This is a genomic window from Bowmanella pacifica, from assembly GCF_014645355.1.
In the GTDB taxonomy this organism is placed as follows: Bacteria; Pseudomonadota; Gammaproteobacteria; order Enterobacterales; family Alteromonadaceae; genus Bowmanella; species Bowmanella pacifica.
This window is the reverse complement of sequence record NZ_BMLS01000002.1, coordinates 526540-541837: the sequence shown is the minus strand read 5'-3', so window position 1 is coordinate 541837 and position 15298 is coordinate 526540. Positions and strand designations below refer to the sequence as shown.

The window sequence follows — 15298 nt, the reverse complement described above, 5'->3', positions numbered from 1 at the left end:
CGTGCTGACTCAGCTCAAGCGTATAGTCCAGGAAGTCAACCAGATACCCATTCTGGACGATGCGCTTACCCTGTTGGCTAAACGCCTGCAAGAGGTGATGAAGGTAGATTGTTGCTCAATCTACCTGGCCAGCTATGAGCAGCAGCATTTTATGTTAATGGCCACCGAGGGCTTATCCAAAGAAGCCATAGGTCATGTCGCCATTGGCTTCTCTGAGGGGCTGATTGGGCTGATCGGCCAGCGGGAAGAACCCATTAACGTGGAAGATGCCCAAAGCCATCCCCGATTTAAGCATTATCCGGAAGTTAAAGAAGAGAAATACCACGCCTTTTTAGGCACCCCCATTATTCACCAGCGCAAGGTGCTGGGGGTGATGACCATTCAGCAGAAACGCAAGCGTAAATTCAGCGAAGATGAAGAAGCTTTCCTGGTTACGCTAGCGGCGCAAATGGCGCTGGAAATTGCCCATGCCGAGGCGCGTGGCGCACTGAACATCGTCGATGAACTCAGCAAGCAAAAATGGCAGAAGTCATTGCGAGGTGTGCCTGGATCCAATGGTTTGGCTATGGGCATTGGCCATGTGCCAAATATCAAATTCAGCCTGCGTGGCTTGATGCTAAGACGTAGTGCCGATGCTGCTGGCCAGATAGCCCATTATCGGGACGCGGTGCGTCAGACCCGGGATGAAGTACAAAAGCTATCGGACGGTATGCAAGGACGGGTGCCTGATGATGTGTTGGCGATTTTTAATCTGTATCAGCATTTACTCGACGCCAATAGCCTTGGTCATGAGGTAGAAGCGAAGATCAATGCCGGTTGGGACGCGCCTTCGTCACTGAAAATGGTGGTGGAGAGCTATATCAATCAGTTCCGTTCCATGGACGATCCTTATATGCAGGAGCGTGCCGTGGATGTGGAAGATCTCGGTAACCGGGTACTGGGGCACTTGTTTAATACCTCAAGAGCACCGGTGTCTATTCCCGACCAGGCCATATTGGTAGCCGAAGAAGTCAGCGCCTCCATGCTGGCCGAATTCCCCCACGGTAAACTGCAGGGCATTATCTCCATGCGGGGCTCAAATAACAGCCACGCTGCCATTCTCGCCAGGGCTATGGGTCTGCCAGCGGTTATGGGGGTGACAGATGTTCCCTTGTCCTTGCTGGGCGGTAAGGAAATTCTGCTGGACGGTTACTCGGGAGAAGTCATTGTTTCCCCCAGCCAATCAATCCGGCAGGAATTCCAGCAACTCATTAACGAAGAGCGTGAACTCTATGGATTGTTGCTGGAACAGGCCGATTTACCCGCCGAGACCCATGATGGACACCGGGTTGAATTACTGATTAATGCTGGCTTATCCGCTGAACTTGAAGGCGTACACAGTGAAGTGGGTGACGGCGTCGGTCTGTACCGGACCGAAGTGCCTTTTATGATGCGTGAGCGTTTTCCTTCCGAGCATGAGCAGTGCCAGTTGTACCGCAGTGTGTTGCAAATGAACCCGGCCAAAAGCATAACCATGCGTACACTGGATGTGGGAGGGGACAAGCCTTTACCTTATTTCACCGTAACGGAGGAAAATCCCTTCCTCGGCTGGCGGGGGATTCGCATGACGCTGGATCACCCCGAGATTTTCCTTGTTCAGGTCAGAGCCATGCTGCGTGCCAGTCTGGGTCTCGACAACCTTAAGATCATGTTGCCCATGATCACGACGATTAACGAAGTTAACGAATCCAAACGGCTTATCCGCCAGGCGTATTACGAAGTTGCCGAAGAAGCACAATTGGAAGGCCATACCCTGAGCATGCCCGAAGTGGGCGTCATGCTGGAAGTGCCAGCAGTCATCTATCAGTTACCCCAACTGGCCGCCAAGGTTGATTTTTTCTCCATTGGCAGTAATGACTTAACCCAGTATTTACTGGCGGTGGACCGTAATAATGCGCGTGTTTCCGGCCTCTACGATTCTTACCATCCGGCGGTTCTCAAAGCCCTGAAACTGATTGTTGAGGAAGCCAAACGCTTTAATAAGCCGGTGACCCTTTGCGGAGAACTGGCAGGGGAGCCCGGCGGCGCTATTTTGCTGCTGGCCATGGGCTATCGTAAGCTCAGTATGAACAGTTTTAACCTCAGTAAGATCAAATGGGTGATTCGCAGTTTAAGCATGGCTGACGCGCAGTTGCTGCTGGATGAAGTATTGGAACTGGAACATCCCCATCAAGTACGTGACCGTATTAACCGGCATCTGGAAACCCTTGGTCTGGGTGGTTTGGTACGCGCCGGTAAATAGTTATTAACCGCTAATATGTCCTGCAAGCCTGTGCATACAGTGATAAAGTGACGCCGCTGTTTTATGCCCCAGATACAGGATAACTATCTTGGAACCACTGATTTTTTTAATTCTAAGCTGTATGGTGCTTGGTTGTATCGCTGGCGTGCTGGCGGGAATGCTGGGTATCGGCGGCGGTTTGGTCATCGTACCGGCACTGGTTTATTTACTGCAGGTTAAGTTGGGTTTGCCACTTGAGATCGTCATGCCCATGGCAGTAGCGACCTCGTTGTCGACCATCATCTTTACCGGATTCTCATCCTTCCTCACCCACTATAAGCTGGGTAACCTGGATATGCGGGTATTTCTTACCTGTTCTGTCGGCATCGCTCTTGGGGCGGTAGTGGGTGCTCAGTTCGCCGCTTATATGCCGGCCGAAATGCTCAAGCGCCTGTTTGCCGGACTGATGTTGTTACTGGCATTTCGCATGGCATTTGGGCAGAACCGAGTCACTGAATATTCATTGAGTCGCCCCAAGCTGGTGGGTATTGGCCTCGGAGTCGGCAGCTTGTCCTCCTTGCTGGGAATTGGCGGCGGCGCTTTGCTGGTGCCGTCACTGGTGTGGTTTAGGGTGGCGATGAAAACCGCAATAGGCTGTGCAGCCGCCTGTGGCATGGTGATCGCACTATTTGGCAGCGGTAGTTTTGTGCTGGCCGGCTGGGAGCGGATAGGACTACCCGACTATAGTCTGGGCTTTGTATACTTGCCTGCCACGGCGGCCATTGTCAGCACGTCGATGCTGGCGGCTAATTTCGGCGCTAAATGGGGACACAATTTGCCCATTGGCACCTTAAAGAAAATTTTTGCCGGCTTTCTGGTGTTAGTCAGCCTGCAGATGTTTTTGAACTGAATAGGGTAACTGGCTGTCTACTTTTGACGCAGTTGCCCATGTTTTTGATTTTTATATTTTTTATTTTTCTGGATTTGTTAAATGACAGAGTACTTTACCTTTCCACAGATTGATCCGGTGATCTTCAGCATTGGCCCGGTAAGCCTGCGTTGGTACGGACTGATGTATCTGGTGGGGTTTGTCGCCGCTTGGTTTCTGGCTGGCAAACGTTTACACCGGACCAATTGGACGCGTGAGCAGCTTAGCGACCTGATGTTTTACGGCTTTCTGGGGGTGATACTGGGAGGGCGCATCGGCTATGTGTTTTTCTACCAGTTTGATCATTTGCTAGAAGACCCTTTGTACCTGTTTAAGATCTGGACCGGTGGTATGTCCTTCCATGGTGGTCTGCTGGGGGTCGTGGTTGCGTTGTGGTGGTTTGCCAAAAAGACGGGCTCCAGCTTGCTACAAGTAGGGGATTTTATTGCGCCCTTAGTCCCAATCGGGCTTGGCGCAGGACGGATTGGTAATTTCATCAATGCCGAGCTGTGGGGACGCACCACAGATGTGCCCTGGGCTGTGTTGTTTCCTGGTGCCGGGCCGTTGCCTCGTCACCCATCCCAACTCTATGAGTTTTTTCTGGAAGGCTTGGTATTGTTCACTGTGCTGTGGTGGTACAGCAGTAAGCCAAGGTCGGTGGGTGCCATATCCGGCATTTTCCTGGCTGGTTACGGTGCGTTTCGTTTTGTGGTGGAGTTTTTCCGTGAGCCGGATGCCCATATCGGTTTGTACAGTGGCGCTTTGTCGCAGGGACAATTGCTCTGTATTCCTATGATTCTGATTGGTTTGGCACTGATTGTCAGAGCAGGACGTCAGCCTCTGGAGGGGAAAAAAGCATGAAGCAATATCTCGAGCTGATGCGCCATGTGTTGGAGAATGGGGTTAAAAAAGAGGATCGCACCGGTACCGGCACCCTGAGTGTGTTTGGTTATCAGATGCGATTTAATCTGGCGGACGGTTTTCCGCTGGTGACCACTAAAAAATGCCATTTGCGTTCCATTATTCACGAGTTGCTGTGGTTTCTTAAAGGTGAAACCAATATCGCCTATCTGAAAGAGAATAACGTCAGCATATGGGATGAATGGGCCACCGATGAGGGCGATCTGGGCCCGGTATACGGTAAGCAATGGCGCAGTTGGCAGGGTGTCGACGGTCAGGTCATTGACCAGATTGCCGAGGTGATTGAGCAAATTAAGCATAATCCGGACTCGAGACGCTTGATTGTCAGTGCCTGGAACCCGGCGGTGTTACCAGACACCCGTTATTCTCCCAAGGAGAATGCCGCCATGGGGCGTCAGGCGCTGCCGCCTTGCCATACCCTGTTCCAGTTTTATGTGCTGGACGGTAAGCTGTCTTGTCAGTTGTACCAACGTAGCGGCGATATTTTCCTCGGCGTGCCTTTTAATATTGCCAGTTATGCCTTGTTGACCTTAATGGTGGCACAGGTTTGTGACTTGGAGCCGGGCGATTTTGTGCATACCTTTGGTGATGCACACTTGTACCTCAATCATCTGGAACAAACCCAGACGCAGTTGGCGCGAGAGCCACACCCGCTGCCACAGATGAAGATAAATCCGCAGGTCAAAGACATCTTCTCCTTTACCTTTGAGGACTTTGAGCTGGTAAATTACCAGGCTCATCCTCATATCAAAGCGCCGGTGGCCATCTAGTCTATGGCGGTGCGAGTCCTCATTTGCGATGACTCCAAGTTTGCCCGGCGTCAGTTGGCCCGGGCCATTCCCAAACAGTGGGATGTGGAGATTCAGTTCGCTGAGGACGGCCAGCAAGCGCTGGACATGATTCGTTCCAGCCATTTCGATATCACCTTCCTAGACTTAAATATGCCAGTACTGGATGGCTATCAGGCCATGCAGACTATCCGCAATGAAGATCTGCAAACCTTGGTGGTGGTGGTGTCTGGTGATGTACAGGCACAAGCTCGGCAGCGGATGATGAAGCTGGGGGCCATGGACTTTATTGCCAAGCCCGTGGATAGCAGCAAGTTGTCGGCCTTGCTAAAGCAATATGGCCTGTATACCGGTGAAGCGCAGCAACGGCAGTTAACGGGTTACGACGAGGATGACTTGCAATACCGCCTGGATGCTTACCGGGAACTGATAAATGTCGCCATGGGGCAGGCTGGTGATAAGCTGGCGCATATATTGGGTGAGTTTATTCACCTGCCCATTCCTAATGTGAATCAGATAGCCAGCAGCGAATTAAGCATGGCTATTGCTGAGATCCAGCATAAAAGCTATGTGTCCGCAGTTTCCCAGGGCTTTGTCAGTGCCGGTATTAAGGGTGAAGCCTTGGTTATTTTCAACGACACCGACTTTGGCAGTCTGGTGGAATTGCTGAAATATCAAAGCCGGACCTTGTCCGAACAGTTGGAAATCGAAGCCTTGATGGACCTGTCCAATATCCTGATTGGTGCCTGCCTGAATGGATTGTCCAGTCAACTCGGGGTGAGATTCAGTTTAAACCACCCCATTATTCTTGGCCGTCACTGTGACCTGGAACAATTATTAAAAAGTAACGTGTCACGATGGAATCAGGTTGTGGCCATCGAGATTGGCTATTCCATTCACAGCCACAATGTGAATTTTGATTTATTGCTGCTATTTCCTCAGGACGCTATGGACGCCATGTTCGACAAGCTAATGTTGCTAAGCGGGGAGAGCTGATGGAGCAAAGTATTCACCAGGACATGGATGATCTGCACTGGAAACTGGATTTACTCGACTCCATCGAAGTGGGCATCGTGGTCATAGACCGCCAGTTCAGAGTGAAGGTGTGGAATGAGTTTATGCATAACCACAGTGGCGTCCAACCCGACACTATTCGCCACCAATGCTTGTTCGATTTTTTTGCTGAAATCGATCAAGACTGGTTCAGGCAAAAGGTTGAACCTGTCTTTACCCTTAAAAGTCCCGCCTTTGTAATTTGGGAGCAACGTCCCTACTTATTTCGCTTTACCAGTTATCGGCCGGTTACCAGTGCCAGTGACCTGATGTACCAGAATATTACCCTGTTTCCGCTGGCATCCCGTGGTGGTGAAGTGGAGCATTTATGTGTGGTGGTGTACGACGTCACCGACGAGGTGGTCAGTAAGCAGCGTTTGGCAACAGCTAATGAACAACTGCGTAAAATGAGCCGGGTAGATGGCCTGACGGGGCTATACAATCGTAGATATTGGGAAGAAAGCTGCCAGCAGGAATTTAAACGCTGTATGCGTAATCACGGTACCTCATCAGTGATCCTGCTGGATATTGATTACTTCAAAAGCATCAATGATACCTATGGTCATCCAGCCGGGGACCAGGTTATTCGTGCACTGGCCAGGGTGATACGTCAAATCGTGCGGGAGACAGATATTGCCGGCCGCTATGGTGGTGAGGAATTTGCGCTGGTGCTACCTGACACCAATGCTGACGCCGCCCTGCAGGTTGCAGAGCGGATCCGCGAGCATGTGCAAAGAAACACCGTGGCTTATGAAGAGCATAATATCCCCTTTACCGTGAGCTTGGGGATTTGCCAGTTTGACTCTTCATTGAAAGGTTATATGGCCTGGATAGAGCTAGCAGATAAAGCGCTGTATCGAGCCAAGGACAGTGGCCGTAACCTGAGTCAGATTCAGAGAGATTAACAAGCTGTTTGCCTTAGTCGTTCAGCAGCCCGGTGCGCAAGCGTATTAAGGTACGCATAAAACTGCTCACCTGCTCGCTGCCTAGGGTGCTGAGCATTTGCTCACGCATTAAGGCTGATACCCGCTCAATTTCCGCTAAATGTGGTTTTGCAGCAGGGGTAAGAAAAATCTGATACGCCCTTCTGTCATTGGGGTCCTGCACTCTTTCAACAAGCTGAAGATCACAGAGCTGATCTAATAATCTAGCCATGGTCATGGGCTGAATCTCAAGCGCATCGGCCAATTCAACCTGTTTGACTCCTTCAAAGCGCGACACATAAAACAAGGCCCGTGCCTGCGCCAAGGTAATAGGGCTACAGCGCAGACGTTGTTGAAAGAACTGTCTAATCAGCCGGTTAGTGTCAGCTATAAGAAAAGCCAGATTGTCATGTTCGTCAGACATTGGGACTACCTATATTGTAAGCTCTGCTTATTATATGCAAAGCTTGCTAATAGTCCAGGTTGGAAAATACCGAAAAAGGCGCACAATAGAGAACACTGAGGAGAATCTTATGTCTGTCAGACAACCGATACTTTTTGTGTCCCATGGCGGTGGCCCGTTGCCGTTAATGGAGGATCCCAGTCATCTAGAGATGCTGGATACCTTCGCGGAAATAAGAGAGGGGTTAACGCATCCCAGCGCTATCTTGTTGATTAGTGCACATTGGGAGGCGCCCGAGTTTACGTTAACCGCGTCTGCCTCCCCTGGGATGATCTACGATTATTACGGTTTTCCGCCCCAAACCTACCACTATCAGTACCCGGCACCTGGGGCCCCCGATCTGGCCATGCAGATAAAGGGAATGTTGCAGGCCGAGAATCTGAGCGCACATCTGAATTTTCACCGTGGTTTTGACCATGGCATGTTCGTGCCTATGATGTTGTTGTTTCCAGAGGCTGATATTCCGGTGGTGCAGCTTTCACTGAAAAAAGGTCTGGATGCCCAAGCACACCTGAAACTGGGCGAGGCCTTACGCTGCCTTAGTGAGCAGGGGGTGCTGGTTATTGGCTCAGGGTATTCGTTTCATAACCTGTCCGCCATGATGGGGCTGAAAACCTCTGCGGTGGTGGAGAAGTGCCAGTCATTTCATGGCTGGCTGGATCGGGTGATTACCGATGAAACTCTGACATCGGCACAACGTGTCCAGCAACTTGCCGACTGGCAAAATGCGCCTTACGCCAGATTCTGCCATCCCCGTGAGGAACACTTACTGCCATTGCATGTATGTTGCACGGCGGCCTCAGCCAAGGCTGCATCGGCATTGAGTTTTAATGTGTTGGGCTTGCCGGCACGCTGTTATCTATGGCCTTGCTGACGAGCCAGGCTGAATTGCAGTAGTGGGCTGGCCGATGAGCTTGGTGTTTAACGAGTTAAGCAATCCAAGATCTGCCCTGATGTTGAACTTGGTGGATGGTTATTGATTGGAGTATAGATTTTTGTGTTTATCTGCGGCAGGTAAGTCATCGGCTTTTTGCATCATTTATTGAGCACGAAAAGTAGGCAGATAAAGCTGATAAATCCCTTCATCAGATGGTTAATAGTGCGAGGGATATTGCATAGAGCATCAGCATAGAACCTTTAAGACTGAGATAGATAATTAACTTGGGCCACGCTCTTATAATCTGGTACGTTTACCATATTACGTTTGTTTTTCACCAGCGAAATAACGCTATCAAGTAGTCTTCAGTACTATTGGGCTGCAAGGACGAAATTTAATTAAGGATTGTTATGAGGTTAAAGTTTTTATCGTTCTGGGCGGCTGTATTGCTTGGTGTGGCAGCGTTAGGATATCTTCTCCTTGGGAATAAAGAGTCTATGACATCTAACGCAAAGGACGCATATTCTTCTGTCGAGGTAATAAAAACACCTACCGATACGACCGAGGATAATGAACGTAGCACAAAGAATGAGACTAGAGCGCTTGAGCAGCAAGTTCCATCTCCAGAAGTAGATATTAAAGGGTTTGAATCGAAAGATGATGCGGCACTTAATCTGGACAAGGTTCAGCAAAATACTTTTACATCAGAACTGCGTCTGAACGATATTGTTTCTATAGAAAATGGGAAAAAGATTTTTGATAGCCAGTTAATTGAAGATTTAAGTCTGTCGAAAACTCTGGAGCTAATATTGGAACTTCCAGACTCAATGTACGATTCTGAATCACAAGATATCATGGATAATATTAGCCAGGGGCTTCTTGGCGATGTAGAAGAATATAACGGCATGAGGCTTGATGCCACATCTTGCTCTGATGAGATCTGTGGAATAGTTATCTCCTCTTATAATAAAAATGATGTGGTGGAATTTTTAGATGCGATGACATCAAATCCACATATTAAAGATGGTTTAAAAGGCGGGTCTTTGAAAATCATTGAAGAAAATGGGGAATACTATGGGGTAATGATTGGTGTAATAGGGGCTGAACCAATCACTATAAAATAGGCATGATGTTTCTTATTTTTCACGAGTTTAATACGGCTTTTATAATGAGCACAATTCGTGCGAAATAAATATAGCTAAAACCTCTGTCGTCAGATGATCTTATTGTTGCCAGTGAGATTGCTCACCAATGGGGCACAAGGTTGTGACATGACCCCGCTTACCTATGGCCTTGCTGACGAGCCAGGCTGAATTGCAGTAGTTGGCTGGCGGCCAGAGATAACAAACAGTAGCCAACAAAATAGTAAAACCCGGGCCCCAGGGTAGACAGAGTGGCACTGCTGATTTCAAAATCAATGCGCAGACCAAACAGATTAACGGCTTGCGTGGTAGTGGTCTCAGCATGGTCGGTAGACAGCACGGCCAGAAAAATCGCCACCACAAAAACATCGGCCATTGACCACTTACCTATGGCGGCTATCCAGGCCGCCAGGGTTTGGCCTTTACTGAGCTTGTGCCAATACCAGGCCAAACTGACCAGCAGTGTTTTTACGACCGGAATGGCCACCGAAAAGAAGAAAATCAACGCCGCGACCAGCAGCCTGTCATCTTGCCAGAGCTCTTGCACTGTCTGCAGAATAGAAAGCTCTTTATCCACTAAAGCAGCTGTCAGACGCCCTTGTCCAAACCAGGCACCCATCTCACTTTTCAGGGCAAACATTGGCAGTACTATGCCGGGGACAAATAACACTATTGCTAACAAATTCATGCCCAGGCTCAGATGTCGTAACAAGATAGCCTCCTAAACAAAAACTGAAGCAGTAAAGTAGAACTATAAAGCTGATTGCTCTTAATTATTTTTGCTCAGATAGCCAAAGCACTGTGCCCTTTTTTCCGGTTTTAATCAACCTCAATATATTCGAATGCCGCTTGCCACTTATACTTTGAGTCGACAGCACGAATGAATTTTGAGCAGAACGAAGAACCTGAACTAGGAAAAATAGAACGACTTGTGCGCAAATATTCTAGTCCATAAATGCATGATGTTTGAAAATCGCTTGGACTTTACGAAGCTAGGTGCACGGCTGTCTCCTCTAGCTCTAAAGCTGCGTATGAGTACGGCACCTTGTCTCAATGACTTCATAGAAGAAACCAAAGATCAGCTGTTGGCTACATCCATAAATAAAATAGAATGCCACTGTTCAGTAAGTCTTCTTTTTTATTGTTCACAATTTTCAAATTCTTAATGAGAGCCTCGGAAGATTTATCGGGGTGTTTGTATAGATAGATTAAAAACAAATGTAAGTTATTGGTGTATTTTCACAACCTGCCTGAAAACTTCTCTAAAAACCCACCCTGAACAAAAGATGTAAAAAGTGATGATGGAAATTAGATTGGCTAAAGAAGAACATGACATCTCCGAATCCTACAGATTAAGGTATAGAGTGTACGTGGAAGAGGAAGGATATTTTAGGGAAAATGAAGATAGAGAGATTAAAGATGGATTTGATGAAAGAAAAGACACGAGAATATTTAATGCAATATATAAAGGTACGGTGATTGGTACTTTAAGAACAAATATAGATAATAACAGTATTCTCCCTCCTGAGCTTATCTACGACTACTCCAAGTTTCGTAAACAAGCCGCTCTACGATACGCTGCACCGGTTAAGTTTGGTAGCGCTGGTATGCTGGCTATTTCTCGCAAGTGGCGATATCAACGCCATGCTTTGACATCTTTACTTAAATCAAGTTGTTTGTATGGTCTTAATAACGATGTAACTCACATATTGGTCACAATAAATAAGCGTTCCATCACGTTATATAAAAAGCTAGGATACAATGTGATTGAAGACGAAATTTGGGTTGAAGATGTTGGAGAGTATGTTTTTCCTGCAACAGTAGAGCTGTACAAACTCTACTCTAAATTAACTATAAGATAAAAGGGTTTGCTTTGAAGAGAAAGCTAGAAAGTAAGACCGCATACATCGTTCTTCAAGGGCTTTTATACTTGGCTAAAAGAACAAGATTTAAATTTTTAATAAGTCATGAAAGAGAAAAATTCGCTGAAAGAATGTTACAGCAAACTAAGATTGGAAGGAAGTGCTTGAAAAGGGTGAGTGGTAGGTTTTCAAATTGGGAAGCAAGAATAAAGGAGTCGATATTTACACCTGGTATTACAGTACATTATGCTTTGAGGAAAAATTATATAGAAGAAGCAACGTTCCAGGCAATAGATAGTGGGGTAAAGCAAATAGTAAATCTAGGAGCAGGTCTGGATTGGTTAACTTACTATGTCAGTGAGAAGCATCCAGAAGTATCATGTATTGAGGTCGACCATCCTTCGACTCAGAAAATTAAAAAACAGGCCTTAGCTGAAAGTCTTGCTCGTCGTCCTAATTTACATTTTCTTAGTGTGAATTTTGAACAGCAGAACTTTAAAGATGCATTGAAAAATTTTGAAGCTTTTGATCCGAACAAGAAAACCTTGTTTGTAAGTGAGGGGGTTCTGATGTATCTGGGGCGCAGTAGCGTAGAGAGTATTTTTAATGCCATACATACACTGACTGGTACTGGCACCCTTTTCCTTTTTACATCAATAGAACCCAAAGGAAGTAAAAGAAGTAATGTTAGACCTCTTCTGTTTCATTACTTAACATTAATTGGGGAGCCAATTAGATGGGCATTGGCCAGTGAAGACGTTGATGAGTTTTTAGCTGAACAGCACTGTCAACTTGAGCGGCTAATGACCGCTAAGGAGCTAAGGAAGAAGTATATTCTAACTCCTTATGATTATACTTTTCACATTGGAGAGTATCTGGTAACTGGACGTTTTTATTAGTAAGGAATGTGGGTAGCAGCCTGAGCTTTCTGCAAAATTGATAGAAACCCTCTGCGAGATTTTTTAGCTGTGAGGGCGTTGACTTTAGTAGTTTCGCCTTGGTTCTATTTCATATTAGGGCCTGTCACAATGTTGTGAATCTAAGTCGGTCCAAGTGGCGCGAACCTGAATTTACCATTCAGGCTCTCTTTGAAGGCATTAGTTACACTTTTGCATCAGCAATGGCCTGAATTTTATCGCGGATCATATATAGCAGCACCAGGCTGGGGATGACCATTAAAGCGGTAAGGACAAAGAACAGTTGCCAGTTACCCCCCAATGAATCGACGATGACACCACTATAGGCACCCAAGGTAGTGCGGCCAAAAGTGCCGATACTGGCCAGCAGGGCATACTGACTGGCGGTAAAGGCGCGGTTGCAGAGCACCGAAATAAAGGCCATAAAGGCCACGGTACCCCAGGCTGCAGTAAAACCGTCCACCACTATGGTGATAAACAACAGGGTTTTGTCCGGCCCTACGCTGGCCATCAGGGCAAACAACAGGTTACTGGCGGCCATGGCAATACCACCAACAAACAGGCCCTTGATAATACCAATGCGCAGGTTAACTAAACTGCCCGTGATGGATGCCACTATGGTGACCGCCCAGGTAAGCAATTTGGAATAGGCGGCAATATCGGAGTTAGAGAAGCCGATTTCTTTGTAAAATACGATGCTCATTCTGCCGAGTATGGCTTCACCCATTTTAAACAGCACCACAAACAGCAACAGTGATAGCGCTAAGCGCACGCCATTGCGGCCGAAAAAGTCGCGCAGAGGCTCGCCCATGGAGACCAGTACCCAAGCCATGGCGCGCTGAGCGGGACCGCCTTGGTTAGTCGGGCAGGCACTATGTTGACTCAGCATATGGCTGGTGGTGCGAATGGCATAAATCAGCAACAGTAACACCAGGATACTGAATGCCAGGGTCTGATATTCAAACCAGGTTTGACCAAATACGCCGATAAAGCACAGCACAATGGCCGTGGTAATGACCAGCATCACCAGCATGGCTTGATGCCCCTTGGCAACCACGGCAGCCAGATAGTGCGACTGCGCTTGTTGGTAGGCCTGATCCCGCTTGGATTGAGGCTCTTTCGCCAGCCAGATAGCTAAGGTCAGGAGCAGCATGATACTGCCCAGCAGCAGATAAACATCCGGCCAGTTCCAGCCTGGCATATCGGCAATAAAAAACGGAATAGCCCCTAACAGAGCATAGCCCGTCCACCATCCTGAGGTGGACATAGCGGCAGCACTGGATTGTTGTTCATTTTGCTTAGTATCGATACTGTCGATACGAAAGGCATCGATGGCGATGTCCTGGGTGGCCGAGCATAAGGCAATGAACAATGCCGCCAAACCTGCCAGGGTAAGGTTAGTGTTGGGATCCACCTGAGAAAGCAGTAAGCAGCAGGCCGCGATACCCAACTGCATACTCAGGATCCAGCCTCTGCGTTGTCCCAGCCGCTGGCACAAAATTGGGATCTTGAGGCGGTCGAGCATAGGGGACCAAAGAAAATTGACCGAATACACCGCGAATACGGCGGTGAAGTAACCAATGGCCGAGCGGGTCAGGCCGGCATCTTTAAGCCAGGCCGACATCACTGAACCTATCATAACCCAGGGAAATCCACTGGCGATGCCAAACAAAAAAATGCTCAGCATGGTGCGATTGCCAAATTGGCGAAGCTGTGAAATCAATGACTGCAAGGGGGGATCTTGTTGCTTTTATTGTCGGCCTATTGGGCCATGACTTGTGCCAAGGGTCAAGTTGGTACTCACTCAGCCGCCAACAGTGGTCAGTAATCAAGCTGCGGAGGGGCGACTAAGCTTTTCAGGGACGAATACCTATACAATCCAGAGGGTACTGGCCGTCTCCTTCCAGGTAATCCACGCAGGTTTGCAGCTCGCTGCGTAAAAAGGGGTCATCCAAGAGTTTTTGCTCGGACCAGAAATGAACCTGATGCAGCAGATGCCAGAATACCCTTTCTTTGGCACTGAAAGGTTGCTTGTTGCGATCTCTTAGCTGGTGCCACTCTTCCATGGTATCCCAGAAATACAAATCAACCTCCCGGTATGGGATGCGTCTGTCCCAATAGGCGCGCACAAAATAGCTCAGTTGCTTTGCCTTGAGGTTGATAAAAACCTGTACCGTCACTGACACCACCCTGGGTTGCTTTACCCGATTATAGTTGGAATTTTTGGATTAGCTGTATCAGGATGTAACGCAAAAAACTGAACGAATTACCAGCCCATGTGGGTTAACCAACCAAGGATTTCCTTGGCCAGATACGCACTTTGATTCACTGCCAGAGACTGGCCGACAATGTCCCGTTGCCGGTAGTGCAGTTTCAGTGCTTTTTTGGCCGCAATCTGGCGCTGCTGGCGACTATGTAACGTCCAGTCATTGTTCCAGGCATTGTAGATATCCAGAAGGGGGCTTGGCAGGTCGCGGACATACTGGCTGAGTTGATGATTCCGCTCGCTGTCTGGCCAAAATGGCGCAATGGTAATCAGTGCGTCCGGGGCGGTTAATGTACCTTGGGCATAGAGCTTGGTCAGCCAGGCAGCACTGGTTCCCTGGCTTATCACCAGCACAAATCCTGGATATTGTTGCCCCAGCGCTTCAACGGCGCGCATCTGTTGTTGTAGTTTTAACTCCTGCTGGTCAAACTGACTTACGCTGATAATAGATTGGAACGCCGTCGGTTTGATGGCCTCTGCATTATCTGTAGCAGGCTGTTGCGTATCGCCGGGAGGGGGCGTGCTATCGTCGCTGGCAGGGTAGAATTCGGTGTGTGGCGCGCTCATTAACACCGTTGCCCAGCCCGCTTCATTTAAGTGCTGCACCAGCGGCTCCAGTGACTGGTCTCCCATATGACCTAAGCCCAGATCATTGACCAGTACCGCCATGCCCCGGGTATTCACTGCAGTACTGTCGTTAACCACCACAGTAAATTCAGTTTCGCCCGCCAGCAGGCTTTGGTATTGATGAGCAGGCAGGCTATGTTGCACATCTTCTGAATGCATAGCTTGTCTGTCAAGTTGCTGCGCACTGGCGTAGCTTGAGAGCAGGGCGAATATCAGCAGGTAAGGTAACTTCATGGGCCTTCCACATCGGTCTCTTTGAGTGTATCGGACA

The 15298-nt window shown here is 48.2% G+C and carries 15 protein-coding genes; 10 read left to right on the top strand and 5 right to left on the bottom strand.

Features of this window, described 5'->3' with window-relative positions; translation table 11 throughout:
• The first annotated feature begins 1 nt into the window (after nt 1).
• The 6 genes from ptsP to IEX02_RS08465 all read left to right on the top strand — a co-directional run bounded on the left by ptsP (nt 2) and on the right by IEX02_RS08465 (nt 6855).
• A complete protein-coding gene (ptsP, locus tag IEX02_RS08490) occupies nt 2-2281 on the top strand; it encodes a phosphoenolpyruvate--protein phosphotransferase (protein ID WP_188693207.1) in 2280 nt (759 codons plus the stop codon).
• An 88-nt stretch (nt 2282-2369) separates the two neighbouring features.
• Nucleotides 2370-3170 (top strand): sulfite exporter TauE/SafE family protein, encoded by an 801-nt coding sequence (locus tag IEX02_RS08485; protein WP_188693204.1) that lies wholly within the window; start codon nt 2370-2372, stop codon nt 3168-3170.
• Between the two features lie 81 nt (nt 3171-3251).
• Nucleotides 3252-4049, top strand: a complete 798-nt coding sequence (lgt, locus tag IEX02_RS08480; protein ID WP_188693201.1) for a prolipoprotein diacylglyceryl transferase — start codon at nt 3252-3254, stop codon at nt 4047-4049.
• Nucleotides 4046-4879, top strand: coding sequence for a thymidylate synthase (locus IEX02_RS08475; RefSeq protein WP_188693197.1), 834 nt, complete (start codon nt 4046-4048; stop codon nt 4877-4879). Before lgt ends, IEX02_RS08475 begins: the two co-directional genes overlap by 4 nt.
• Nucleotides 4880-4882: 3 nt before the next feature.
• On the top strand, nt 4883-5893 hold the full coding sequence (locus IEX02_RS08470; RefSeq protein WP_188693195.1) for a response regulator: 1011 nt from the start codon (nt 4883-4885) through the stop codon (nt 5891-5893).
• Complete coding sequence (locus IEX02_RS08465) at nt 5893-6855, top strand: sensor domain-containing diguanylate cyclase (RefSeq protein WP_188693192.1); 963 nt, start codon at nt 5893-5895, stop codon at nt 6853-6855. The genes IEX02_RS08470 and IEX02_RS08465 overlap by 1 nt, the downstream gene beginning before the upstream one ends.
• A 13-nt stretch (nt 6856-6868) precedes the next feature.
• Here the strand turns inward: IEX02_RS08465 and IEX02_RS08460 are convergent, their stop codons facing one another.
• A complete protein-coding gene (locus tag IEX02_RS08460) occupies nt 6869-7297 on the bottom strand; it encodes a MarR family winged helix-turn-helix transcriptional regulator (protein WP_188693189.1) in 429 nt (142 codons plus the stop codon).
• A 109-nt stretch (nt 7298-7406) separates the two neighbouring features.
• On the opposite strand from IEX02_RS08460, the gene IEX02_RS08455 reads away from it, so the two are divergent.
• Both IEX02_RS08455 and IEX02_RS08450 read left to right on the top strand, forming a co-directional pair.
• Nucleotides 7407-8210, top strand: a complete 804-nt coding sequence (locus IEX02_RS08455; protein ID WP_188693187.1) for a DODA-type extradiol aromatic ring-opening family dioxygenase — start codon at nt 7407-7409, stop codon at nt 8208-8210.
• Nucleotides 8211-8623: 413 nt separating this feature from the next.
• On the top strand, nt 8624-9337 hold the full coding sequence (locus IEX02_RS08450; protein WP_188693184.1) for a hypothetical protein: 714 nt from the start codon (nt 8624-8626) through the stop codon (nt 9335-9337).
• A gap of 157 nt (nt 9338-9494) precedes the next feature.
• On the opposite strand, the gene IEX02_RS08445 is transcribed toward IEX02_RS08450, so the two are convergent.
• Nucleotides 9495-10067, bottom strand: a complete 573-nt coding sequence (locus IEX02_RS08445; protein ID WP_188693180.1) for a paraquat-inducible protein A — start codon at nt 10065-10067, stop codon at nt 9495-9497.
• 601 nt (nt 10068-10668) lie between these two features.
• Between IEX02_RS08445 and IEX02_RS08440 the strand changes: the two genes are divergently transcribed.
• Both IEX02_RS08440 and IEX02_RS08435 read left to right on the top strand, forming a co-directional pair.
• Nucleotides 10669-11217, top strand: coding sequence for an N-acyl amino acid synthase FeeM domain-containing protein (locus IEX02_RS08440; RefSeq protein WP_188693177.1), 549 nt, complete (start codon nt 10669-10671; stop codon nt 11215-11217).
• An 11-nt stretch (nt 11218-11228) separates the two neighbouring features.
• Entirely contained in the window at nt 11229-12116 is an 888-nt protein-coding gene (locus IEX02_RS08435) for a class I SAM-dependent methyltransferase (protein ID WP_188693174.1), read from the top strand.
• Nucleotides 12117-12318: 202 nt separating this feature from the next.
• Here the strand turns inward: IEX02_RS08435 and IEX02_RS08430 are convergent, their stop codons facing one another.
• The 3 genes from IEX02_RS08430 to IEX02_RS08420 form a co-directional block, all read right to left on the bottom strand.
• Nucleotides 12319-13821, bottom strand: coding sequence for an AmpG family muropeptide MFS transporter (locus tag IEX02_RS08430; RefSeq protein ID WP_188694125.1), 1503 nt, complete (start codon nt 13819-13821; stop codon nt 12319-12321).
• 169 nt (nt 13822-13990) lie between these two features.
• On the bottom strand, nt 13991-14314 hold the full coding sequence (locus IEX02_RS08425) for a hypothetical protein (RefSeq protein WP_188693171.1): 324 nt from the start codon (nt 14312-14314) through the stop codon (nt 13991-13993).
• An 86-nt stretch (nt 14315-14400) separates the two neighbouring features.
• The gene (locus IEX02_RS08420) at nt 14401-15261 is read right to left on the bottom strand and encodes a DUF3530 family protein (protein WP_188693168.1); all 861 of its coding nucleotides are present in this window, start codon (nt 15259-15261) and stop codon (nt 14401-14403) included.
• Between the last annotated feature and the right edge of the window lie 37 nt (nt 15262-15298).

What these genes read in the sequence shown, in the direction of transcription:
- lgt (WP_188693201.1), top strand. Translation starts at nt 3,252, where the DNA reads ATGACAGAGTACTTTACCTTTCCACAGATTGATCCGGTGATCTTCAGC.
- IEX02_RS08475 (WP_188693197.1), top strand. Translation starts at nt 4,046, where the DNA reads ATGAAGCAATATCTCGAGCTGATGCGCCATGTGTTGGAGAATGGGGTT.
- IEX02_RS08470 (WP_188693195.1), top strand. Translation starts at nt 4,883, where the DNA reads ATGGCGGTGCGAGTCCTCATTTGCGATGACTCCAAGTTTGCCCGGCGT.
- IEX02_RS08465 (WP_188693192.1), top strand. Translation starts at nt 5,893, where the DNA reads ATGGAGCAAAGTATTCACCAGGACATGGATGATCTGCACTGGAAACTG.
- IEX02_RS08460 (WP_188693189.1), bottom strand. Translation starts at nt 7,297, where the DNA reads ATGTCTGACGAACATGACAATCTGGCTTTTCTTATAGCTGACACTAAC.
- IEX02_RS08455 (WP_188693187.1), top strand. Translation starts at nt 7,407, where the DNA reads ATGTCTGTCAGACAACCGATACTTTTTGTGTCCCATGGCGGTGGCCCG.
- IEX02_RS08450 (WP_188693184.1), top strand. Translation starts at nt 8,624, where the DNA reads ATGAGGTTAAAGTTTTTATCGTTCTGGGCGGCTGTATTGCTTGGTGTG.
- IEX02_RS08430 (WP_188694125.1), bottom strand. Translation starts at nt 13,821, where the DNA reads ATGCTGAGCATTTTTTTGTTTGGCATCGCCAGTGGATTTCCCTGGGTT.
- IEX02_RS08420 (WP_188693168.1), bottom strand. Translation starts at nt 15,261, where the DNA reads ATGAAGTTACCTTACCTGCTGATATTCGCCCTGCTCTCAAGCTACGCC.